This is a genomic window from Allobacillus halotolerans (assembly GCF_018967645.1).
Taxonomy (GTDB): domain Bacteria; phylum Bacillota; class Bacilli; order Bacillales; family Alkalibacillaceae; genus Allobacillus; species Allobacillus halotolerans.
The window spans coordinates 62,787-86,049 of sequence record NZ_JAHLZF010000004.1 but is presented as its reverse complement, the minus strand read 5'-3'; the positions used below and the strand labels follow the sequence as shown (position 1 = coordinate 86,049).

Here is a 23,263-nt window from a genome sequence, read left to right as displayed (position 1 = left end):
AATGTGTGTGATTCTTAATAAAAAAACTCTCGGACTTTATTAAAAGTTCGAGAGTTTTTTAGTTCAACATTTTGAAAGCTAATTAACGAGAGTAGTACTCAACGATTAACGCTTCGTTGATTTCAGAAGGCATTTCTTCACGCTCTGGGAAGCGGTTGAAAGTAGCTTCTTTTTTGTCAGCATCGACAGTTAAATACTCTGGTACGTAGTTATTCACTTCGATTGCTTCAGCGATAATGTCAAGATTTTGGGATTTTTCTTTCAACCCAATAACTTGGCCAGGTCTTACGCGGTAGGAAGGAATGTCAAGACGACTTCCATCTACAGTGATGTGACCGTGGTTTACAAGCTGACGCGCTTGACGACGTGTACGTGCAAAACCAGCACGGTAAACGAGGTTATCCAAGCGAGATTCTAGCAAGATCAAGAAGTTCTCACCATGAACACCTTTCATGTTACCTGCAATAACGAACGTGTTGCGGAATTGACGTTCTGTAATTCCGAACATATAACGTAGTTTTTGCTTTTCTTGAAGCTGTAAACCATATTCGGAAAGCTTTTTACGCTGTGTTGGACCATGTTGGCCTGGTGCGTAAGGACGTCTTTCCAATTCCTTTCCAGTTCCGGTTAAAGAAATACCGTAACGTCTGGATTTTTTCCAGAGAGAGCCTGTGAATCGTGACACGAGCTTCTCCTCCTTTTATGTTATATTTGCATAAAATAGTAACAGTGTGTCCCTCAATCACCATGCGCATTTTGCTTTCATGCATCTTCGCTCCAGCAGCAGAGAGTTACGGGATACACCTCATCGTTGAGGTACAAAATACAACATAGCTGGTACACATAGGCTGCTCTTTATTTTACACAAAGACCATTATAAGTGTAATACTTACTACCGTCAAGGATATTCACTAGAAAGTTTAGTCTATGAAACGGATGAGTGTATCAACGAATTCTTCGAGATATTTTTGATCTGTCTTATCAAAACGATTTTTAATTGGGCTATCGATATCCAACACGCCGTAAACTTTGCCATCTATAATTATAGGAACGACGATTTCAGACTGGCTTTTGGCGTCACAAGCGATGTGACCTGGGAACTGATTCACATCAGCTACCAATTGCGTTTTTCTAGTCTGAGAGGCTGTTCCACAAACCCCTTTGCCATCTGCAATGCGAACACAGGCAGGAAGTCCTTGAAACGGTCCAAGAACTAGTTCACCATCTTTCATTAGATAGAATCCAACCCAGTTAACCTCATTTAAAAATTGATTCAGTAAGGCACTTGCATTGGACAAATTAGCGGTGACATCTTTTTCATCTTCCAATAAGCTTGCAAGTTGTTTAATCAATAATTGATAATTTTCTTCTTTTGTTCCATTATAGGAAATTGTTTCAAACATATGTAATTCTCCTTTTTGTCGTAATCTCCCGAAATGTATGGGAAGGTTTTTCAATCATTCTATCGAATGGTATACTAATATGAGGTGATTTCATGTCAGAAAAAAGTTCCAAAGATAAAATAATGGAATCTGCTGCAGAATTATTCTATTATAATGGCTTTAAAGGGACATCCATTCGGGCGATCACAGCGAAAGCGGACGTCAATGTTTCTTTAATCAGTTATTATTTTAAAAATAAACAAGGATTACTCGAAACGATGACTGTCGATTATTATGAACGGTACTTGGAATTAGTCGAAAATTTACTTGAAGATCGCCAAGATGACCAGCCAGCAGAACGTATATTGAATGTAATTGAAGAAATTATACAATACAAGTATGAGAACTTTCAATTCACATGTTTTATTCAACGTGAATTGTCATTAGATAATATTTTTATCAGGGAAATGTTTTCTACTTATGTGGCGAAAGAGCGATATTTAATGAATGAAATGGTGAATACGGTAGCAAATGTATTAGAATTGAAAGGGGCCTCAAAGGACGCCTTACATATTCAATTAAAAAGCTTATTAAATGCTCCGTTCATGTATGCCAATGATTGGCAAAAAGGCTATACGTGGGATCAGAGTGGTCAATCATTTATCCGAGCTTATATTGATACATTTAAGAAATGGTTGCCATTATCCGAGCATTCGTCACAAAACCCGATAAACGGATAGAATTTTATATAAAATGCTTAAATTTTTAGCCATTTAATGTCTAAACATGCTATTATATAGGAATAGAGATAGGATTCACGAGTCGTGAGGTTGGAGGGCTTCTGATGGAACTGATTTTAACAATTTTAATCATCATAGTTGCATTAATTTTGGTTGGTGTTTTTATGAGACGTAAAGTATACCAACGCGTAGATGCATTGGAAGAAAAGAAAGTCTATTTGATGAATCGTCGAGTAGCGGAAGAATTGGGTAAAATCAGGCATCTCAATCTATCTGGTGAAACAGAGGAGCTGTTTGAATCCTGGCGGGAAGAATGGGATGAAATCAATCATCAAACATTCGGATCGTTAGAAGACCAATTACTCGCATCAGAGGAAGCAGCTGAGAAGTATCGATTCCGAAAAGCTTTCCTCGTATTACAATCTGCTGAAGAAAAATTAAACCAAGTTGAACATACAATTGATGAAATTTTTGCAGAAGTGGAACGGTTGCTTCATTCAGAACAAAACAGTAGAGAAGAAGCGAAAAAAGTGAATCCACGAATCAAAGAAGTTCGAAAAAAAGTTTTAGAAAACGGCTATCAGCTCGGTAAAGCAGAGGTCGTTTTTGAAGTTGAATTAGATGAAATAGAAGCTGAATTGGCTCGATTTGAAGAATTGAGTGACGAAGGCAATTATACGGAAGCTCAATCGTTGATTCATGATTTACAAGCACGTTTAAATGAAATTGAACGGAAATCAAACGAATTCCCGGAATTGTACAGAGCGTGTAAGCAGTCCCTTCCTGAAGAATTGGACCATTTGCAAAATGGCTTACGTGAAATGAGAGATGAAGGCTTCCGAATCCAACATCTAGGTGTCGATAAAGAAGTCAATCTATTGCATGAAACGTTGTTGGCTTTGATTGAGCAATTAAACCAAGGCAATGACGATGGAGTTAGTGAGAAAATTACCGAAGTCGAATCCAGAATGAAAGAAATTTATGATGATTTAGAAAAAGAAGCCTTGGATAAGAAATATGTTGTGGAACATGTTCCAGAAATGGATGAAAAATTGCAGCAAGCCAAAGAGACTTTTGAGAAAACGAAAGAAAGTGTTGCGGCAGTGCAAGAAAATTATCATCTCAATAGTGAAAAGCAAGAAAAGCAAAAGGAACTTGGGCAATTAATTGATGAGTTAGATCGAGCAACCATTGAAATTAAACAGATGCTAGAAGATGACAACAAGCCATTTTCGACAATTCGCACGGCAATCGAACAATGGTTCAATCAGTATAAAGAATGGCAAGAACCGCAAGAAGCATTTGATCATTATCTGCATAACTTGAGGAAAGATGAACTTGAAGCAAGAGATCAAATTGCAGCATTGAAACACGAAATCCTTGTAGTTAAACAAAAGTTGCATAAACACAATTTGCCTGGTGTGCCAAATTACTTGGTCGAACTCGTTAATCAAGCGAGGGAGCTGATCGAGAAAGGGCATGCGAACATCGAAGAGCAACCACTTGATATGGACAAAGCTACTGAGTTGTTGAATGAAGCAGAAAAATGTGTCAAGAAAGCCGTCGAACAAACGGATTTACTCATTGAACAAGCAACACTTGCTGAACGTGTGATTCAATATGCGAACCGGTACCGTAGCCAATATCCGATTTTAGCTGCAAATATCGCAGAAGCTGAAGCGAACTTTCTCGATTTTGAATACGAGCGAGCATTAGAAAAAGCTGCGAACTCCTTGGAAGAGATTGAACCTGGTGCGTTAAAACGAATCGAAGAGTTTATTGGGTCAGAAGAGACTTCAGTTTCCTAAGTAGGAGCGAGTTTAATGGGAATGCGATATGTGATCATGAGCTTGGTTGCCTGTTTAATGACATGGACGGTTGTATTGTTCGTTTTCTTGAATACGGACGATGAAATTCTCCTCGGTTCATCCCATGATGAAATAGCTGAATCGAATATGGTGGGAAAAGAATATGTAGTCTTTATTGAGAGTGAGTCAGTTGTTACTGCTCCAGTTCAAGACCAATCAGCAAAGGAAAAAACAATTGATCGATACAGTAAAAAACAACGATTCAAAGATGGTATCCCGATTGATGAGTTGTTGAATTGGTTAGAGATTGAACAAGAAGCCGTTCCTTCTTCATAAGGAACGCTTCTTTTTTTGAGAATGACTTTCTAACATTGAATCGAATGCAAGGTCTGCATTCATTTTAGTGATTTCCTTCTACTCAGTCTTGTCAATCGACGAGTTTTTGATAATATACTAAGGTGGAAAGTACGCAGACATTTAAAGGAGTACTGAAGATGATCTATTTAGATAATAGTGCAACGACAAAACCGGACGAATCTGTCGTTCGATCCTATACAAAAGTGGCGACTGACTTTTTTGCTAATCCTTCTTCGATACACATCGCTGGTGGAGAAGTTGAAAAATTGGTAAGTGAATCACGAAAACAAATCGCTTCATTACTAGGGATTCATGAAAAAGAAGTCTTTTTTACATCTGGTGGTACGGAAAGTAATAATATGGCGATCCAAGGAATAGCTTATGCGCATCAAAAACGAGGGAACCATATCATTACGTCTGCCATCGAGCACCCATCCGTTTTGGGAACATGCCAGCAGTTAGAACGAGAAGGGTTCCAAGTCACCTATTTGCCAGTAAATGAGACGGGCAAGATCTCGATTGATGACCTAAAAAACGCAATGCGGGAAGAAACCATTTTAGTTACATTGATGCATGTTAATAATGAAATCGGCAGTATCCAGCCAATCGAACAAGTCGCAGACGTTCTAAAAGAATGGCCAGCCGCTCATTTTCATGTCGATCACGTACAAGGGTTCGGAAAGGTTTCGCTTCCATATTCGCATGAAGGCATTGATCTAATGACGATTTCTGGACATAAAATCCATGGATTAAAAGGGACTGGTCTTTTATTGAAACGGAGAGGTGTAACGGTAAAGCCACTATTTTATGGGGGTGGTCAGCAAGACACTCTTCGTCCAGGAACTGAAAATCCAGCAGGCGCTGTATCTTTGGCAAAAGCGATGCGCTTGGCGTTAGAGCAACAGAGGAATTATCCATCGGTGGGTTCATTGAACCGAACATTACGTGATCGGTTGAAAGAGATTCCAAACATTCAAATTAACTCACCTGACGATGCGATCGCCAATATCCTTAACTTTTCTGTATTAAAGTTCAAACCAGAGGTACTGATCCATGCGTTGGGTGAAGAAGGTATTATGGTTTCGACAAAGTCGGCCTGTTCTTCAAAACAAAACGAACCAAGCCATGTGTTGCTAGCCTGTGGTTTTGACACGAATGACACAGCCGCTGCTATTCGTGTCAGCATGCATATGAACCAGTCGAAAGAAGATATTGATACGTTTCTAACTGTTTTATATGAAAAAATAAAAAATATCGAAGAATTAATGGGGTAATTTTATGGAATATAATCATTTATTAATACGGTATGGAGAATTAGCGCTAAAAGGAAAAAACAAAAGGCACTTTATACAACTATTGGAAAATAATATGCGTAAAGCTTTAGTTGACTTTCCGAAAACGAAAATACAGGCCAAAAGAGATCATATGTACATTTTATTGAACGGTGAGTCTGCTGAAGGTGTCAGCGAAGTATGTAAGCAAGTTTTCGGGATTCACTCTTTCAGTTTAGCTTTAAAAGTCGAAAATGAAAAAGAAGCAATTAAAGAAGGAGCCTTGGCTGCGCTTGAAAAAGAGACGGGTCAAACATTTAAAGTGGCAACAAAGCGCCCAAATAAAAGCTTTCCAATCTCATCGCAAGAGATGAATCAAATTCTTGGCGGTCATCTTCTTAGTAATACAGACAAGTGGATGGTCAATGTCCATCATCCAGATGTTGAAATACGTGTTGAAATTAGAAAAGAAGCAACGTATATTACATCGTCAAAAACATTTGGTAAAGGCGGAATGCCCGTCGGTTCAGCCGGTAAGAGCTTATTGTTAATGTCAGGTGGAATCGATAGTCCTGTTGCTGGTTATCTAGCTATGAAACGTGGTGTCGAGCTAGAAGCCATTCATTTTCATTCGCCGCCTTTCACAAGTGACCGTGCGCGTCAAAAGGTTGAAGATTTAGCTGAAAAGTTAACGCGTTTTGGCGGGAAAATTACGCTTCACGTCATTCCTTTTACAGAAGTTCAGCAAAAAATTCATAAAGAAATGCCCGAAAATTATGGGATGACGATCATGCGACGGATGATGCTCCGAATCAGTGAAATGGTCGCGGAAAAACGAGAGATTTTATCGATGATCACCGGTGAAAGCCTCGGCCAAGTTGCCAGTCAGACGATGGAGAGCATGCATACCATTAATGAAGTAACGAATTATCCTGTTTTGAGACCGCTGATCTCTATGGATAAATTAGATATCATCGATATTTCTAAAGAAATCGATACGTATGAGATTTCGATCCGTCCGTATGAAGACTGCTGTACGATTTTTGTGCCGAAACAACCAAAAACGAAACCAAGACGTGATAAAGTAAATGCATTTGAATCAAAAGTCGACTTTACTGAAGAATTACAACGAGCTGTCGATGGCATGGAAACAGTAGTGTTTGAAGGCTCTCGCTCTTCTAAAGAAGATGTTTATAATGACTTGTTTTAAGCACGGTAATCAACGATAACTAATCTGTACCTTAGTTTCCATGATTTACACAGTATTGATTTCCTCCTATGAACCACAATAGGTAACGAGGAGGTGATAGGAATGGCAAACCAAAACTCAAACAATTTAGTTGTACCTGGAGTTGAAGCAGCTCTAGACCAAATGAAAGTTGAAATTGCACAAGAGTTTGGTGTTCAGCTAGGTCCAGATTCAACATCTCGTTCAAATGGTTCTGTTGGAGGCGAAATCACAAAACGTCTTGTACAACAAGCCCAACAACAAATGAAATAAAATAGAATAGTGGATTGAATAAAAGCTGTTCCCGGTTTCATTTTTTGAAGCTGTGGAACAGCTTTTTTATTGAATATCAAATGACCTAGGTCACTTTATATGTGAGTAAAAAAATCGATATTGCTCTAGTTGGCATAGTTTTCCTTGGAATGGATTAACCTAAGTATTTGAGGAGGCTTAAAACGATGGGTATATGGATTGGATTAGGGATTTTTACTTTAGTAATCTTGATCATCATCTTATGGTTATTACATAAACCGGTTGAAATTGCCTTGTTCCTTGTTTACTCAAAGAGTGAGAAAGTAGCTACCATACGCATCACGGGGTTGTTCACGAATTATGAAAAATCCCTTATTCTCCCTCAAGGCGAGCAGTTCCTGGACCAATTGACGGTGATGATGAACGAAAATCATAAACGAAAGAAACAGACTTTCTATCGGCAAACATACGAGCAATTGATGGATTTAGCCTCCTCTTTGAAAATGAAGGAATTTAAATGGAAAACGGTATTCGGTTTGAGTAAAGCGAATGAAACAGCTATTCTTTATGGCGTTGGTTATTCCATTAAGCACGCATGTTTTCATGGTATAAAAAAATATGTGAAATCGACGACGATACCTGAGATCGCGATTGAACCCAATTTTCATCAAACCGAATTTGAAACGAACTTCTCTTGCATATTCTTCGCTCCATTCGGTCACATTATAGGTAACTTGAGAAAATTGAAATCGATAGTTAATGAGGTGGACAATTATGAGTGAGGAACATCCGATTCAAGATTTGATGGCAACGGCACTAGATAGCATTAAAGATATGGTCGATGTGGATACCATTATTGGCGATCCGATTGAAACGCCAGACAAGACAGCGGTCATTTTGCCTGTTTCAAAAGTTGGATTTGGCTTTGCTTCTGGTGGAAGTGAATTTGCCGATTCATCGAGTTCAGGTGACTCTGAATCATCCTCTCAGTCGTTGCCGTTCGGCGGCGGAGCGGGTGGAGGTGTATCGATTACACCGATTGCATTTTTGATTGTTCGGCCAGATGATATTCAAATGGTTCATATGAACGACCAAACCCACTTGATGGAAAAACTTCTTGAATTAGCACCAAAGGCGGCCGATTACGTAAAAAGCCTAATCAATAATCAAGGTGGACAACAGCAGCACAATCATCAATCGAATTCGCAACAAGGACCTCCGCCTTCAGCTCCTGAACAATCTTAAAAACAGATAGTATTTATACAATACACGAGACTAGACCGACAATGAACTTTAATTGTTGTTGGCCTAGTCTCTTTTTTTGAAAAGAAGCCTGATAAATAGATGAAATATCTCCTGGATTGAAAACGATACTGCTTATGATTAGGAAAAGACCTTGTTTCTCTGCTAAAATAAACAGAGATTGTTTGAAGCGGAGGAATGAACATGGCGGAGCAAATGGAGAAAATGGAACGTCTATTCGATTGGATTGATCAAACGACAAAAATTATTGAGAGTGAAGAGTCTGTCCCGTATTTAGAAGCGTTGATTGCTTCCAGTGGGCTTTTATTTGACCCTGAATTACCTGAAAACATGAAGTCTACATACGAAAAAAGTTTAGTAAATCAATTGGAAAGTATCGACTTACATGATTTTTCCATGGAAGAAAGACGTAAAGCAATGCAAATCGCGATCTTGAAAGGGATGAAAGGTGCGACGCAACAACATCACTATGTAACACCGGACACCATCGGAATATTGATCGGTTATTTGATCGAAAAATTTATGGAAGGGAAATCAAACTTCCGAATGTTTGACCCGGCAGTTGGAACGGCTAACTTTCTTTTAGCTGTATTAAATCAACTGACGAATAAGCAAGTAGAAGCTTTTGGCAGTGAAGTTGATCCAACGTTGATGCGATTAGCATATAACCATACGAACTTACAGGAAAGAGAGATTGAATATTTTCACCAAGACAGCTTGAAGCCAATTCTTTTGGAGCCAGTCGATGTTGTCTTGTCCGATTTGCCGGTTGGTTATTACCCAGATGACGACAATGCGCAAGGATTCCAACTGAAAGCTGAAGAAGGCCATTCTTTCGCGCATCACTTATTTATTGAACAAAGTTTAACCTATACGAAACCTGGCGGCTATTTATTCTTCTTAGTTCCAAACTTCTTGTTTGAAATGGATAAAGATAAGAAGTTAAATCAATTTCTCGCCGAAGAAGCTTATATCAATGGCGTATTGGAATTGCCGACTTCTTTATTCAAAGAAGAAAAGCAAGGAAAGAGTATCTTGATCTTGCAAAAGAAAGGGAATGAAGCGAAGAAACCGAGAAAAGTCATGCTAGCACAGCTTCCGTCTTTTAAAGATGCACAAGGTATGAACCGAACGATTGATCAAATTAATGAATGGTTTGCAAATGATCGGTAGTATGAATTAAGTTCAAAATCGGGAGTGATTCAATGGGAGAAGAACGAGTTTTACGTGAAATTGAGCGGTGGGAAAATGAAATGTCCAACTACGAACTCAATGATTTTGAGAAATTGTATGATGAATGGATGATGCAATATTTTTCAAAGCTTCCAGGTCCACTAAAGAAAAACTTCTTCGAATCCATTGATCAATGGTTTTTATACACGTATACTTTTCTGCAAAATACGAACAGCCAGACGGAAGCGACACAGCGAATTTTGCAGATCGCACGCACTTATGATGAAAATATCGAGCGAATTGAAGATTTACAAGAGTTATCGATTGAAAAGCTGACGTATTTAGCTGATCAACAAGTTGCGAAAAATCGGGTATACAGTTTTGCGCAGGGTGGAATTACTGGTGCGGGTGGTTTTCTATTATTGGCTGCCGATTTGCCGTTAATTGTCGCGCTTAATTTGCGAAGTATCCAACTCATTGGTTCGTCATTTGGCTATAACTTGAACAATCCGATTGAAATGTTAATCGCATTGAAAGTCTTTCATGCTGGATCCTTACCAAAGCGTTTGCAAGGTGCTGCATGGGAAGATTTAAAGGAGCAAGTGAAAGAATTGGAGTCCGTGATGAAAAACAAAGAGTTATTGACGGATGAAAGTTGGCTGAACCAACCGATTCGCCAACTGTTTAAAACATTGTTCATTGTTGGTTTCCGAAAAAAGTTATTTCAAGGTATCCCGCTTGTCAGTGTAGGAATAGGGGCAGCTTACAATTATAAGCTGGCTAAACAATTGACGGATTTTGCAAAACGTTTTTATCAATATCGTTTGATACAAGATTATAAAGAGTAGTTCTTTTTACTAAAAATGGCCTCATTGAGAAGTTAATCTCAAATGAGGCCATTTTCTTTACTCTTCGTTTTCCACAGAGGAGCGAACCACAAGAACATCCGTTGTTGCGAAGCGTGTAATATGCTCAGACACGCTGCCAATGAAGAAGCGCTCTACAGTGTTTAACCCTGTCGCCCCGCAAATAATCAAATCAACATCATTCTTAGGTGCAATCTCTTTTGGTATTTTAACTTTTGGTGAGCCGGTTTCAAGAATGGTTATGACATCTTGACAATCTGCTTTCTCGGCTCGTTCTTTATAGTTATTGACTAACTGTAATCCATCATTCTCAATTCGTTGCGAAATCCCTTGATCATAAGCCTCAATAGAAGAATAAGCGCGCGTATCAATCACGTGTGTAATAAGTAACTTGGCATCATTCCTTTTAGCAATCTCAACTGCTTTTTTGAAAGCTAATTCAGATGTTTTGGATCCGTCGACAGCTACTAGGATTTTATGATATTTCATTGCCATATGAACACCTCCAACGAATTTTCAACTCTATATTCATTATATCATTAGTTGAATCAAATGAAACGCAATGCGCATAGGACGATTATTGCCTTTACATGTATTCTTCGTGTTAAAATGAAAGATATGTAAATGTAGCAATATGAGGTGAAAAAAGTGCGACATGTATTAATTACAGCAGGTTCAAAAGGTCTAGGCAAAATGATGACCGATTATTTTTTAAAGAAAGGATGTAGTGTGACAGCAACTTACCGCTCAGACAAGTCGCGGGCAGATCAATTAGTCGAAATGTACAAAGACAAACAAGACCGACTCCAAGTGCTGCAACTGGATGTTACGGATCAAGAACAAATCGATAAAGTTGTAGAGCAAGCAGTAAGCCGCTTCGGCCGAATTGATTGCTTTGTCAGCAATGCAGGACCATATATTTTTGAACGAAAAAAATTGGTTGATTATGAAGAAGACGAATGGAATCAAATGGTCAATGGCAACTTGAATGTTTCGTTTCATTTTCTGAAAAAAATTATACCATTAATGCGTAAACAGCAATTTGGCCGTGTTATATTTTTAGGTTTTCAAGGTGTGAATAATGCGCCAGGATGGATTTACCGGTCAGCATTCGCTGCCGCAAAGGTCGGAACCGCTTCGTTGATGAAAACCATTGCCTTGGAGGAAGCGGAATATGGGATCACAGCGAATATGGTTGCTCCAGGCAATATTACGGGTGAGATGAAAGAAAGTCCTATCCAAGAGAGCCGCCAAGTTTCTGAGACTGAAACACCGATTGGCCGACCTGGAACAGGAGAAGATATTGCACGGACGGTTGGTTTTTTGTGTGAGGATGATTCTGATATGATTACAGGTTCTGTTATTGAAGTTACTGGAGGTTTGGATGTCATTCATCGTCATTTAACAAAATAGTTTCACATTTTAGAAATCTAATGATATATTTGAATATGTTACATATCTTTTCGTTAGGAGGGGTGGGGTATGAGAATTGGTGTACCCAAAGAGATTAAGAATAACGAGAACCGCGTCGCTTTGACACCAGCTGGCGTTGTCTCCTTTGTGGAACAAGGTCATGAGGTTTATGTAGAAACGAATGCAGGTGAGGGTTCTAATTTTACTGATGATCAATATGCCGAAGCAGGAGCTACGATTGTTTCAACTGCAAGAGAAGCTTGGGAACAAGAGATGATCATGAAAGTAAAAGAGCCTTTGGAAGAAGAATTTGATTATTTTTATGAAGGTCAGATTCTTTTGACTTTCCTTCACTTGGCAAATGAGCCGGAAGTAACGAAGGCATTGATTGATCATAAAGTGGTAGGAATCGCTTATGAGACGGTTCAGTTACCGAATGGATCCTTGCCTCTATTGACACCAATGAGTGAGGTTGCTGGACGAATGGCCTCACAGATCGGTGCGCAGTTTTTGGAAAAAACAAAAGGTGGTAAAGGTGTTCTCTTAAGCGGAATTCCAGGGGTTGCTCCTGGAAATGTCACTGTCATCGGTGGGGGTGGTGTCGGAACGGGTGCCGCGAAGATTGCAGTCGGTTTAGGTGCAAACGTTACCATGATGGATGTGAATGCTTCAAGACTTCGTGAGCTGGATGACTTGTTTGGTAATCAAGTGAACACGGTCATGTCCAACCCGTTAAACATTGAGCAGGCTGTAGCTAATTCAGATTTAGTCATCGGAGCCGTTTTGATTCCGGGTGCTAAAGCGCCAACCTTAGTAACAGAAGAGATGGTGAAGAAAATGTCACCAGGCTCGGTGATTGTCGATGTCGCCGTTGACCAAGGTGGAATTTTTGAGACAATCGATCGGGTGACCACACACGACGATCCAACGTTTGAAAAACATGGCGTAGTTCATTATGCTGTGGCTAATATGCCTGGAGCTGTTCCACGTACGTCAACAATCGGACTGACAAACGTCACAGTACCATACGCTTTACAAATTGCCAATAAAGGGTATAAAAAAGCGTGTGAAGAAAATGAAAGCTTACGAAAAGGAATTAACACATTGGATGGCTATTGCACATTTGAAGCAGTAGCAGAAGCACATCAATTGGATTTTAAAGATATCAGTGAGTTGTTAGCCTCTAAATAAAGTGACAAAAAGCTGCCCACCGTCGATTCGTGACGATGGGCAGCTTTCCATTAAGGGTTTTGTCTACAATCCTATTCGTTACAGTTGTATGAGTTCTTTTGTGAATGTTGTCAAAGGCTCTCCACCTCGATCGGTAACAAAAACATCATCTTCAATCCGAACTCCGCCGACACCTGGTAAATAGATACCTGGCTCAATTGTATAACACATTCCTTTTTGAAGCAGTGATTCAATATTCGAAGCGAGTGATGGAAATTCATGGACTTCAATACCTAAACCGTGTCCGATCCGGTGCATAAAATAGTCCCCATAACCGGCGGCTTCGATCACTTCTCGTGCTGTGCGGTCGATTTTACCTAAAGGAACTCCAATCTGGCTGGCTTCAAGCGCTTTCTCTTCCGCTTTCAAAACGGTTTGATAAATTTCTTTTTGTTGATTGGATATTTCGCCAATCGCAACAGTCCGAGTAATATCAGAACAATAACCTTGATGAACAACACCTAAATCCATTAACACAAAGTCCCCCGACGCCATTGCAGTTAAGTCTGGGTTACCATGTGGTGCCGCCGACTTTTCTCCCGTCAAAACGGTCGTACCAAAGGACATTTCCCGAATGCCTTCTTTTTTGAGCGCATACTCGATTTCTGCAATTAGTGAGAGTTCGGTTTGTCCGGGTGCAATATGCTTCAAAGCTGTTTCGATCGCAAAGTCAGCGTATTCGGCTGCTTCTTTTAAATAACGATATTCTTGGTCGTCTTTAATTAAACGGATATTATTTAAGAGCGTTTGCCCATCCACTAATTCAGCAGTATGGAAAACATTTTTCAGCTGCTCGAATCGATTGACATTCAATACTTCCTTTTCAATCGCAAGACGATTAATTCCGTCTATTCCAGTTAGCTTCTGTTTCAATTTCTCCCAAGGATTTTCGTGATCTCCATAATAGATGACGTCCTCTGTAAAGCCAGCATTTTTCACATCTTCTTTTTCAAGTGAAGGACAAATCAATAAGATATTTCCGTGAACATCTACATACAAAGCAAGTAAACGTTCATGGGCTTCTGCGTAAATATTGGTGTAGTAATACAAATTTGCCTTCGAAGTCAGGAAGACAGCGTCCATTTGTTCTTTTTTTAATTCTTTTGTCAATTGTTGAATCCGTTCCATTTCATCACCTCTGAATTTTTATTCTTATGTGTTATCCTATCGTAAGAAGGGAAAATAAGAAATAGTATAGAACCCTTGATGTATGGAATTATTTAAAGGAGGTCTTTTCATGAAAGTATCTTATCATGCACATTCCGTTGTAAAAGTTGAAGCAAATGGGAAAACAATTTTAATTGATCCTTTCATCACAGGGAATGAAAATTGCGATCTCAAATTGGAAAGTGTGAAAGCAGATGTTATTTTGCTGACACATGGACATAATGATCATGTTGGGGATACAGAAGAAATCGCCAAAAATAATGACTCCCTCGTCGTAGCACCATTTGAATTGGCCAATTATCTAGGTGATAAAGGGTTAAACACTCATCCAATGCATATTGGTGGCTCACATGAATTTGACTTTGGAACGGTTAAATTCACACAAGCGTTCCATGGGTCAAGCTATACAGAAGAAGACGGCACGATTGTTTATACAGGCATGCCAGCTGGGATTATGCTGACGATTGATGGAAAAACCATTTATCATCTAGGTGACACGGCATTGTTTACAGATTTGAAAATGTACGGTGAAATGCATGACATCGATTTAGCCTTCGTTCCGATCGGGGATAATTTCACGATGGGGCCAGATGATGCGAAGCTGGCTTCGGAATGGATTCAAGCAAAACAAGTCGTTCCGATTCACTATGATACGTTCCCTGTTATTGAACAAGACCCGAATGCCTTCGTAGAAAAGTTAGGCAAAGGAGTAGGGAAAGTGATGAAGGCTGGGGACATGGTTGAATTATAAATTTTGACGAGACAGATGCCACGAGGTTTGCCTCGTGGCATTTCCATTATCGCGTTCCCTCGGTCGAATAGGGAGGGGCACTCTATACCCCCGAAAGGCGTTCAAATATTTTTCTTCGGTCGAATAGAAGCATTCTATACGCCCGAATGGCACTCAAATATTTTTCTTCGGTCGAATAGAAGCACTCTATACCCCCGAAAGGCGCTCAAATATTTTTCTTCGGTCGAATAGAAGCACTCTATACCCCCGAAAGGCGCTCAAATATTTTTCTTCGGTCGAATAGGAGCATTCTATACGCCCGAATGGTGCTCAAATATTTTTCTTCGGTCGAATAGGAGCACTCTATACGTCCGAAAGGCGTTCGAATGTTTTTCTTCGGTCGAATAGAAGCACTCTAAACACCCGGATGAACGAAATTAAAAGTCCTTCGGTGGAATATAGAAGTTTTTTTGAAAAAAGGCATAAGTTAAAACGTAGCGAAGATCTTTACAAGTTCCTAGAGCCAACTTCGAAAACAATCATCCATCAAACGCTAAAAAATTTCTTTTAATAGGAAAAATTGAACCACATGACCTATTAGGGGTATAATAAGAACAAGAATTTATCTTGAGAATCGGGTGAAATATATGCTGACAAAGCATGAACAAATTTTAAAATATATTGAAGAGCTTCCGGTTGGCACGAAAATTTCTGTTCGATTGATTGCTAAAGAGCTACATGTGAGTGAAGGAACAGCTTATCGAGCAATCAAAGAAGCGGAAAACACAGGGTATGTGAGTACCATTGAACGAGTTGGAACCATCCGAATTGAAAGGAAGAAAAAAGAAAACTTCGAAAAGCTGACGTTTGCTGAAATCGTCAATATTGTGGATGGCCATGTACTGGGTGGAAGAGCGGGCTTACATAAAACATTAAGTAAGTTTGTGATCGGCGCGATGCAATTAGAAGCGATGATGCGCTATACCGAAAAGGGATCATTGCTCATTGTCGGAAACCGTGTTAAAGCTCAGGAAAAAGCACTCAGTGAAGGAGCCGCCATTTTAATTACAGGTGGGTTTGACACAAGTGATTATGTGAAAGCATTAGCCGATGAATATGAGCTGCCGGTGATTTCTTGTACATATGATACATTTACTGTGGCCACAATGATTAACCGGGCCATCTATGACCAATTGATCAAAAAAGAGGTTACACTAGTCGATGATCTGTATACTCCTATCGACCACTCAGTGAACATAAGGAGCGGTGACTTGGTCAAGAAATGGCATGAGCTGAATGAAGAAAGTAAACATAGTCGTTATCCAGTTTTGGATAGTAATAATCGGGTAATTGGTATTTTAACTTCAAAAGATGTTATCGGCAAAAATGAGGATATGAAGGTTGACAAAGTAATGACGAAAAACCCGATTACCGTTAAAGCAATGACTTCTTTAGCTAATGCTGCCCATACGATGGTATGGGAAGGAATCGAATTATTGCCGGTGGTAGATGAGAGTGATGTCTTTTTAGGGGTAATTACCCGCCAGGATGTCATTAAAGGGTTGCAGAATTTCCAACGTCAACCACAGATCGGTGAAACAATCGATGACATTGTCCAAAAAGAATTGATTTACGATGAAGAGAAGAAACTGTTTGAGGCAGAAGTCACACCGCAACTAACGAATAATCTTGGTACGTTATCACATGGGGTATTCGCTTCATTTGTCTCTGAAGCTTGTAATCAAGTGTTAAAAAGAAACAAAACAGGCGACATGGTGATCGAAAATTTATCGATCTATTACATGAAGCCTGCTCAGTTAGGGAATCGTTTAATTATAACGACAGAAATACTTGAATCCGGCCGGAAATTTGCCAAGGTGGATGTTCAAATATCCTCCGATTTAGGCCTTGCCGGAAAAGCAATGGTGATGGTTCAATTTATTGACCGCTAACATTCAGTCACTCAGACGAATGATTTCACCACGGTAATGTTTATATAATCGATATCCATAAACGATTTGGATAATGCCTAGGATCACAAACAACAAGCAAACAAAGAGAGCCAATTGGGTTTGATAGTAAACATATTGGTTCGCTCCGAATGTAGAAATGAAGATACCTAGAGCGATTCGTGCTTTCGCGTTGGTAAATCGCATGGTAAGTGGATCTTTTTGACTGATGATTCGGACTTTAAAATAAATATATAGAATAAATGAAACAACAATCAATGTAATAAATATTGGCATGAAAATTCCTCCTAGAAAGATAACTTCTTTTATTGTACAGATTGTCTTGTAAAAATTCTAGCCACCGAGACGATAAAGGTATGGCGAAAAATTGAATGAACGCAATTGTTTTAGAGAAAGGGTGCTTTATGTGACGGAACAAATCATTGAACTCATCGAAAAATACAACAAAATTATCATTCATCGACACGAACGACCAGATCCGGATGCTTATGGATCACAAGCAGGTCTAGGTGAAATCATCCGCCAATCGTTCCCGGATAAAAAGGTGTTGCTTGCTGGGGAAGAAGAAATGTCTTTGAACTATCTCGCACGCCTAGATGATTTTGCAGATAAAGAGTACGATGGAGCATTGGTAATTGTTTGTGATACGGCGAATGAGGAGCGAATCAGCGATCAGCGTTATTCACTTGGAGAAGTCGTCGTTAAGATTGATCACCATCCAAATCGAGAGCCGTATGGCAATTATATGTGGGTAGACCCATCAGCTTCTTCGACGAGTGAAATGATTTATGAGCTATATGTAGCTGGAAAAGAACGAGGATTCCAGTTGAATCGAGAAGCGGCAAGACTATTGTACGCTGGAATTGTCGGCGATACAGGTCGCTTTTTATTCCCGAGTTCAACAAATCGTACATTTGAAGCGGCAAGAGAATTAGTTCAATATGATTTCGATCGTGACTCATTGTATGACAGCATGTACCAAGTGCCACTTAAAATTGCCCGCTTGAAGGGACATTTACTCCAACAAATGACACCTCGAAAAAGTGGAGCGGCTGTGTTTCGGTTATCGAAAGCATTATTAGCTGATTACGGGGTCACAAGCGAAGAAACACATTCATTTGTCGGTATCGCCGGAGATATTCAAGAAGTCATTGCATGGGTATTTTTTATCGAAGAAGATGATGTGATTCGTGTGAGATTACGTTCGAAAGGCCCTGTGATCAATGAATTAGCTTCGCGGTACAATGGTGGTGGACATCCGATGGCTTCCGGTGCCAAGGTGTATACGTGGAATGAGGCAGATTTATTAGTCAAGGACTTAGATCGAATTTGCGATGATTATTTAGCGGATCATGATTTAAAAACATAAACAAAAAACTGGTCGTTTCATTCGACCAGTTACCCATTTATTTATAGGGAATTCATCTGTTTAAGTAAGAATTACACATATCTTTGTCTCTGGAATAATAGCCAGATTGGACTACTGGGCTTTGTTCACTTGTTCCGGGATAAACCAGCAACCTACGTTGGTCCGTTCTACGATAATGTTCAAATTATTACGATGAATTCTTCGATTTACGAGTCGGATGACTTCTTCAGTTTCAGCAAATGCCGAATAACCATTCATGAGTAAGGCAACTTTGTCGTTGGCGATTCGTTGTGTGTGAATTACTTTCATCATTACCACTCCTTCTTAAGAGAATTCGATTCTCTTACAATTATATTTTATCCCATCCAATTGGTTCCTAATTATTGATATGAAAATTTTCTAAAAATGGACACATTTTTATGGCTATTTTGTGAACAAATTAAAGCGTTGCCCCGCCAGTTTCTACCTGAACTTCGACAGTAATCACTAAGATCGGAGCGACAGTCAAATGAGAGATGGTAACCGAGTAATCGATGTCTCTGACATGATAGGTTTGATTCTCAATTGTCCGAATGAGCAAATCTCGTTGATCCGAAACAGAAGCGATGTTTCTTCCAATCACAGGGTTGAGTTCGTCCTCGATCCGTTCAGTCAATTCATATTCTGTAAACCGATCAAGTTCAAGTTCTTCAGCGTTATCTAAATTGATTTCAAATGATTGGATCGTTAGTTTCTCTTCATGTTCTTCATTTAAATTTTCTTTATCCTGTTTCAAGAGGTCGTTTTCCTGTTTCACTTGCTTTAACTCTGTCCGAATTTCCATGTTTTCTTCAATCCAGCGTTCGGTATGTTTTCCGTAAACAAATAAAAAAAAGATATAACCGACAATGACACCAGCCAAAACACCAAGGAAGAAACTTTGCCATGTTCTTTTTTTGTAGTAAGGAGGAATGTGCATATGCTTTCGTCCAATCATCAAATAAGGTCATTAAAATTCACTTTGGGTAATCCATGAAATAAGCATGAGAGAGGATTTAACGCCTCCCATGGCTGTAATAATCAATAATATTTGTTTGATTAAGTCAATGGTCGATGCTTCAAATATCCCTTTCTCAAATGTCGATATGGTATCGAAAGTCCCGCCGATTGCAGCGACGATTGCCCAAATGCGTAACCGTTTGGCGGCAAGAATCAATTCAGAAATAGGTGGTTCGCCTGTTAAATAAGCACTGAGACTGCCAAAAAGTGCACCACCAGTCACTACGCCAAATGAGATAAAAAAAACTTTGATCATCGCAAATATAACTCGTTCTTCCATTCGTTGACTTCCTCTCAATTCACGACATGTCCTAGTTCCATTCTATGAATTGAATGAAATTGATATGTTGAGATTTCAAGAAGTTCATTGCTCAGCTATAATAGATAGTAATGATTAATTTTTGTACGTAGATAAACAGAAGATAATGAAAGAATGGAAAAGACATAGAAGGTGTGGTTCCGATGGAGTTTGTCCACTTACAAATACATAGTAGTTTTTCGCTAATGGAAAGTACAATTGAGCTCGAATCGTTAGTAAGTGAAGCAAAGCAAAGCGGCATGCACTCATTGGCGTTGACTGATCATGAGGTGTTATTTGGTGCATACCGGTTTTATGAGTTGTGTTCTCAATATGATGTGAAACCGATTATCGGTATGACAGCCGATGTTTACATGGAGTCAGAATATCGACCACTTCGGTTTATTTTATTGGCAAAGAATATACGCGGGTATGAAGAGCTCGTTCAATTATCCAACCGAAAGATGGCGAAGAAAGAACCGATTCGATTGGACGATCTATCGGAATGTACCAACATTTTTTGTGTATTATCCGTTTACAATACCTTTATCGAGGACTTGGTATATCTGGAAGATGATCAAACGATCCAAAATATCTTCCAATCGCTTGATGCGAAGTTGAAAGATTGGTATATAGCCGTGCAACCTTATATTGAAAATGAGCGATTGAATCAATGGGTGGAGCAAATCACTCAGCATTACGCTGATCGAATGATTGCTACGGTGGATGTTAGGTATTTAAAAGAGCGTGACAAAATTGGTTATGAGTCACTGTTAGCAATGAAGAAACAATCCTCTCTGTCTTCCATTCGCCAAAAGAATACAGGTGCTCATCATTTTGTAACTGGCGAACAATTACCGACTGAATTTGTGAATAACTATCCAGAAGCCATTGAACGTACAATGAAAATTGCAAATGAGTGCCAAGTTGAGTTTCCTGATCAATGGTTTGAATTGCCTCATTTTTCAATGGGTGAAGGTCAAAAATCCATCGACTTTCTGCGCGAACTTTGTGAAAAGCAACTGCCAGTTAAATGTGCTGAATCTCAAATGGAACGTGCAAAAAATAGATTGGACGAAGAATTGTCGATTATCGGAAAAATGGATTTTGCTGATTATTTCCTAATCGTTTGGGACTTTATGCGGCATGCGCATAAAGAAAACATTTTGACTGGTCCAGGAAGAGGTTCTGCGGCAGGGTCTCTTGTTGCTTTTTTGCTTGGAATTACGAAGGTAAATCCTTTGACGTATGATTTGTTGTTTGAACGTTTTTTAAATCCTGAACGTAAATCGATGCCAGATATCGATATTGATTTTTCGGATTATCGAAGAGAAGAGATGATTCACTATGTCAAAAATAAATATGGGCAGCATCGTGTTGCCCAAATTATTACTTTTGGTACATTTCAATCTCGTTCAATTATTCGGGAACTCGCAAAGGTTTTCCATATAACCGATGAGCAAATGAATTGGTTGCTGAAGCATTTACCGAAGCAGTCAACGTCCCTTCGAAAGCTTATTCAAGAAAATGAAACGTATCGGAATTACATCCAGGAATCCCAACAACTGATTCACATGTTTCAAGCTGCGCTCGTCATCGAAGGGTTGCCACGTCATCATTCAACGCATGCGGCTGGTGTCGTGATCAGTGATCGGTATCTCACAAATACTGTTCCGGTTATAGAGGGACAGGATGGTGTCTATTTAACCCAATTTCCGATGCAAGACCTAGAAGCCATCGGATTGCTGAAAATTGATTTTCTTGGTTTGAGGAATTTATCATTGCTTGAACGGATGATCCGTCAAATAAGAGAAAAAGAAGGAAAAACAATTTTGTTGGAAAAACTACCGATGAATGATGCGAAAACGTTCCAATTACTGAGATCGGGTCATACGACGGGCGTGTTTCAGCTTGAGTCCAGTGGGATGAAATCAGCCCTTCGACAAATTCAACCGAATCGTTTGGAAGATATCGTAGCGGTTAATGCGTTGTTTCGTCCAGGTCCGATGCAATTCATTGAAACGTATGCCAAGCGTAAAAATGGTCAGGAAGCGGTTTCTTATATACATGATGATTTAAAACAGATTTTACAGGAAACGAACGGTGTACTGATTTATCAAGAGCAAATTATGCAGGTCGTTAGTCTGATTGCGGGCTTTTCTTATGGGCAAGCAGATATTTTACGGCGTGCGATCAGCAAAAAGGATCCAGACGCTATTGCGAAAATGAAGGATCTATTTATGCAAGGAGCTGAAGCGAACGGGTACGAACCAACCATAGCTAAAGAAATTTTTTCATGGATTGAGCGATTTGCTGACTATGGGTTTAATAAAAGTCACGCTGTTGCATATTCGATGATTTCCTATCAAACAGCTTACTTTAAAGCGAATTATCCGGCGTATTTTTACGCGGAATTATTAAGCTCTGTCATCCATGATTCAACAAAGCTCGAAAAATATATTAAAGAAGCCAAACAAGTCGGGTTGAATGTGTTGCCGCCTTCGATTAATAAAAGTTTTGGTAAATTCACCGTTGAAGAAGCGAATACAGTTCGTTTCGGTTTGCTGGGGATTAAGGGATTTGGTCGACAAGCATTGATGGAAGTGTTAGATGCACGTAAACAACAACCGTTCAAGGACTTATTTGATTTTACAAGAAGAGTACACTTGAATGTGATCACTCAGACGGCAATTGAATCACTCATTATCGTCGGCGCATTTGATTATTCCAATCGAAATCGTGCTCAACTATTAGCTTCAACCGTTCAGGCAATCGAGCAAGGAGAACTTTTTTCACATTTCAATGAACAAATGAACTGGAATGAAGATTTGTTTCATATGGATATCGAATATACACCAGCAGAACCATTCTCAACGCTTAAGGAAATTAGTATGGAGAAAGAAGTGCTTGGATTCACGTTAAGCGACCATCCTTTGAAAAGTGTCCGAAGAAGTTTATTGAAACGAGGGCAGGCTACCATCCAACAAGTTCGGAAGCTACCAGTAAAAAAACAAACCAGAACAGTCGCCTCAATTGATGAGATTAAGCAGATCCGCACGAAGCGTGGCGAGCAGATGGCTTTCATTCGAATGCAGGATGAAACAGAAGCCCTCGATGGCGTTATTTTTCCGCAAGTCTATCGAGATGTAGGAAGAAAAATTACGGAAGGTATGATTGTTGAGATTGAGGGACGAACGGATGAACGAAATAATGAAAAGCAACTTATTATTCAAAATGTAACCGAATTGGACATTCAGCAATTACCTAAAGATAGTTCACAGCTCGTTTTCATTCGTATTTACGACAAGGAAAAGGAATATTTACAAATGATTAAACAAATCAGCAAAATGTATCCTGGAACGGCTCCCATTGTCCTTTATCTGGCGAATGAGAAAAAGTCGTACCAGCTATCTGTACAGTACGATCTGAAGTTAAGCGAAGAATCGATTCATTATCTTGGTGAGGTGTTCGGAAACGATAATGTTGTCATACAAAAGCGAAAGCGTTGAATAATATTGAAATAGCAACAATCTTTGTCACAACCAGGTTTATTCGCCAAGTGAACGGGAATACTCCCGTATGTCGTATAAATCTGGTTTCTTTTTTTAATCATTTTTGTGTCTGGATTCATAATGGATCAGCGCGGATAAGATGTACATATAACGACCGAATTGCCAAGTGATTACTTCCACGTATTAAAATTCAACT

At 39.4% G+C, this 23,263-nt stretch carries 24 protein-coding genes; 16 read left to right on the top strand and 8 right to left on the bottom strand.

Features of this window, described 5'->3' with window-relative positions:
- Positions 1–82 precede the first annotated feature (82 nt).
- Positions 83–685, bottom strand: coding sequence for a 30S ribosomal protein S4 (gene rpsD, locus KQ486_RS04345; protein ID WP_216686878.1), 603 nt, complete (start codon positions 683–685; stop codon positions 83–85).
- Positions 686–920: 235 nt separating this feature from the next.
- The gene (locus tag KQ486_RS04340; protein WP_144160884.1) at positions 921–1,403 is read right to left on the bottom strand and encodes a free L-methionine (R)-S-oxide reductase MsrC; all 483 of its coding nucleotides are present in this window, start codon (positions 1,401–1,403) and stop codon (positions 921–923) included.
- Positions 1,404–1,495: 92 nt separating this feature from the next.
- Between KQ486_RS04340 and refZ the strand changes: the two genes are divergently transcribed.
- The 10 genes from refZ to KQ486_RS04290 all read left to right on the top strand — a co-directional run bounded on the left by refZ (position 1,496) and on the right by KQ486_RS04290 (position 10,322).
- A complete protein-coding gene (refZ, locus tag KQ486_RS04335; protein WP_216686877.1) occupies positions 1,496–2,122 on the top strand; it encodes a forespore capture DNA-binding protein RefZ in 627 nt (208 codons plus the stop codon).
- A 104-nt stretch (positions 2,123–2,226) separates the two neighbouring features.
- The gene (locus tag KQ486_RS04330) at positions 2,227–3,930 is read left to right on the top strand and encodes a septation ring formation regulator EzrA (protein ID WP_144160881.1); all 1,704 of its coding nucleotides are present in this window, start codon (positions 2,227–2,229) and stop codon (positions 3,928–3,930) included.
- Positions 3,931–3,945: 15 nt separating this feature from the next.
- Complete coding sequence (locus KQ486_RS04325; RefSeq protein ID WP_144160878.1) at positions 3,946–4,266, top strand: hypothetical protein; 321 nt, start codon at positions 3,946–3,948, stop codon at positions 4,264–4,266.
- Positions 4,267–4,424: 158 nt separating this feature from the next.
- Complete coding sequence (locus tag KQ486_RS04320) at positions 4,425–5,561, top strand: cysteine desulfurase family protein (RefSeq protein ID WP_216686876.1); 1,137 nt, start codon at positions 4,425–4,427, stop codon at positions 5,559–5,561.
- Between the two features lie 4 nt (positions 5,562–5,565).
- A complete protein-coding gene (thiI, locus tag KQ486_RS04315; protein ID WP_144160872.1) occupies positions 5,566–6,768 on the top strand; it encodes a tRNA uracil 4-sulfurtransferase ThiI in 1,203 nt (400 codons plus the stop codon).
- A 102-nt stretch (positions 6,769–6,870) separates the two neighbouring features.
- Positions 6,871–7,059 (top strand): alpha/beta-type small acid-soluble spore protein, encoded by a 189-nt coding sequence (locus KQ486_RS04310; RefSeq protein ID WP_144160869.1) that lies wholly within the window; start codon positions 6,871–6,873, stop codon positions 7,057–7,059.
- 185 nt (positions 7,060–7,244) lie between these two features.
- A complete protein-coding gene (locus KQ486_RS04305) occupies positions 7,245–7,820 on the top strand; it encodes a DUF2953 domain-containing protein (protein ID WP_144160866.1) in 576 nt (191 codons plus the stop codon).
- Positions 7,813–8,283, top strand: coding sequence for a GerW family sporulation protein (gene ytfJ, locus KQ486_RS04300; protein WP_144160863.1), 471 nt, complete (start codon positions 7,813–7,815; stop codon positions 8,281–8,283). Before KQ486_RS04305 ends, ytfJ begins: the two co-directional genes overlap by 8 nt.
- A 201-nt stretch (positions 8,284–8,484) precedes the next feature.
- On the top strand, positions 8,485–9,474 hold the full coding sequence (locus KQ486_RS04295; RefSeq protein WP_246569188.1) for a class I SAM-dependent methyltransferase: 990 nt from the start codon (positions 8,485–8,487) through the stop codon (positions 9,472–9,474).
- A 32-nt stretch (positions 9,475–9,506) separates the two neighbouring features.
- The gene (locus KQ486_RS04290) at positions 9,507–10,322 is read left to right on the top strand and encodes an EcsC family protein (RefSeq protein WP_144160859.1); all 816 of its coding nucleotides are present in this window, start codon (positions 9,507–9,509) and stop codon (positions 10,320–10,322) included.
- A gap of 57 nt (positions 10,323–10,379) precedes the next feature.
- Here the strand turns inward: KQ486_RS04290 and KQ486_RS04285 are convergent, their stop codons facing one another.
- Positions 10,380–10,835 carry a universal stress protein gene (locus tag KQ486_RS04285; RefSeq protein ID WP_144160856.1) on the bottom strand — a complete coding sequence of 152 codons (456 nt, stop codon included), beginning with the start codon at positions 10,833–10,835 and terminating at the stop codon, positions 10,380–10,382.
- Between the two features lie 153 nt (positions 10,836–10,988).
- Here KQ486_RS04285 and KQ486_RS04280 point away from each other — a divergent pair, with 153 nt between their 5' ends.
- Together KQ486_RS04280 and ald are read left to right on the top strand one after the other, a co-directional pair.
- Entirely contained in the window at positions 10,989–11,753 is a 765-nt protein-coding gene (locus KQ486_RS04280) for an SDR family oxidoreductase (RefSeq protein ID WP_144160854.1), read from the top strand.
- A 69-nt stretch (positions 11,754–11,822) separates the two neighbouring features.
- Entirely contained in the window at positions 11,823–12,944 is a 1,122-nt protein-coding gene (ald, locus tag KQ486_RS04275) for an alanine dehydrogenase (protein ID WP_144160851.1), read from the top strand.
- Between the two features lie 78 nt (positions 12,945–13,022).
- On the opposite strand, the gene KQ486_RS04270 is transcribed toward ald, so the two are convergent.
- A complete protein-coding gene (locus tag KQ486_RS04270; RefSeq protein WP_216686875.1) occupies positions 13,023–14,111 on the bottom strand; it encodes a M24 family metallopeptidase in 1,089 nt (362 codons plus the stop codon).
- A 109-nt stretch (positions 14,112–14,220) separates the two neighbouring features.
- On the opposite strand from KQ486_RS04270, the gene KQ486_RS04265 reads away from it, so the two are divergent.
- Together KQ486_RS04265 and KQ486_RS04260 are read left to right on the top strand one after the other, a co-directional pair.
- Complete coding sequence (locus KQ486_RS04265) at positions 14,221–14,901, top strand: metal-dependent hydrolase (protein WP_144160845.1); 681 nt, start codon at positions 14,221–14,223, stop codon at positions 14,899–14,901.
- Positions 14,902–15,527: 626 nt separating this feature from the next.
- Positions 15,528–16,832: a DRTGG domain-containing protein gene (locus tag KQ486_RS04260; protein ID WP_216686874.1), complete on the top strand. Its 1,305-nt coding sequence runs from the start codon at positions 15,528–15,530 to the stop codon at positions 16,830–16,832.
- Positions 16,833–16,835: 3 nt separating this feature from the next.
- On the opposite strand, the gene KQ486_RS04255 is transcribed toward KQ486_RS04260, so the two are convergent.
- Positions 16,836–17,126 carry a YtpI family protein gene (locus KQ486_RS04255; protein ID WP_144160839.1) on the bottom strand — a complete coding sequence of 97 codons (291 nt, stop codon included), beginning with the start codon at positions 17,124–17,126 and terminating at the stop codon, positions 16,836–16,838.
- 130 nt (positions 17,127–17,256) lie between these two features.
- On the opposite strand from KQ486_RS04255, the gene KQ486_RS04250 reads away from it, so the two are divergent.
- The gene (locus tag KQ486_RS04250) at positions 17,257–18,219 is read left to right on the top strand and encodes a DHH family phosphoesterase (RefSeq protein WP_216686873.1); all 963 of its coding nucleotides are present in this window, start codon (positions 17,257–17,259) and stop codon (positions 18,217–18,219) included.
- 111 nt (positions 18,220–18,330) lie between these two features.
- Here KQ486_RS04250 and KQ486_RS04245 read toward each other — a convergent pair whose 3' ends face one another.
- The 3 genes from KQ486_RS04245 to KQ486_RS04235 form a co-directional block, all read right to left on the bottom strand.
- Complete coding sequence (locus KQ486_RS04245; RefSeq protein ID WP_144160833.1) at positions 18,331–18,528, bottom strand: YtzJ family protein; 198 nt, start codon at positions 18,526–18,528, stop codon at positions 18,331–18,333.
- Positions 18,529–18,658: 130 nt separating this feature from the next.
- Positions 18,659–19,177 carry a sporulation membrane protein YtrI gene (gene ytrI, locus KQ486_RS04240; protein ID WP_144160830.1) on the bottom strand — a complete coding sequence of 173 codons (519 nt, stop codon included), beginning with the start codon at positions 19,175–19,177 and terminating at the stop codon, positions 18,659–18,661.
- Positions 19,178–19,207: 30 nt separating this feature from the next.
- A complete protein-coding gene (locus tag KQ486_RS04235) occupies positions 19,208–19,537 on the bottom strand; it encodes a YtrH family sporulation protein (RefSeq protein ID WP_216686872.1) in 330 nt (109 codons plus the stop codon).
- Between the two features lie 182 nt (positions 19,538–19,719).
- Between KQ486_RS04235 and dnaE the strand changes: the two genes are divergently transcribed.
- On the top strand, positions 19,720–23,064 hold the full coding sequence (gene dnaE / locus KQ486_RS04230; protein ID WP_144160824.1) for a DNA polymerase III subunit alpha: 3,345 nt from the start codon (positions 19,720–19,722) through the stop codon (positions 23,062–23,064).
- Positions 23,065–23,263 lie beyond the last annotated feature (199 nt).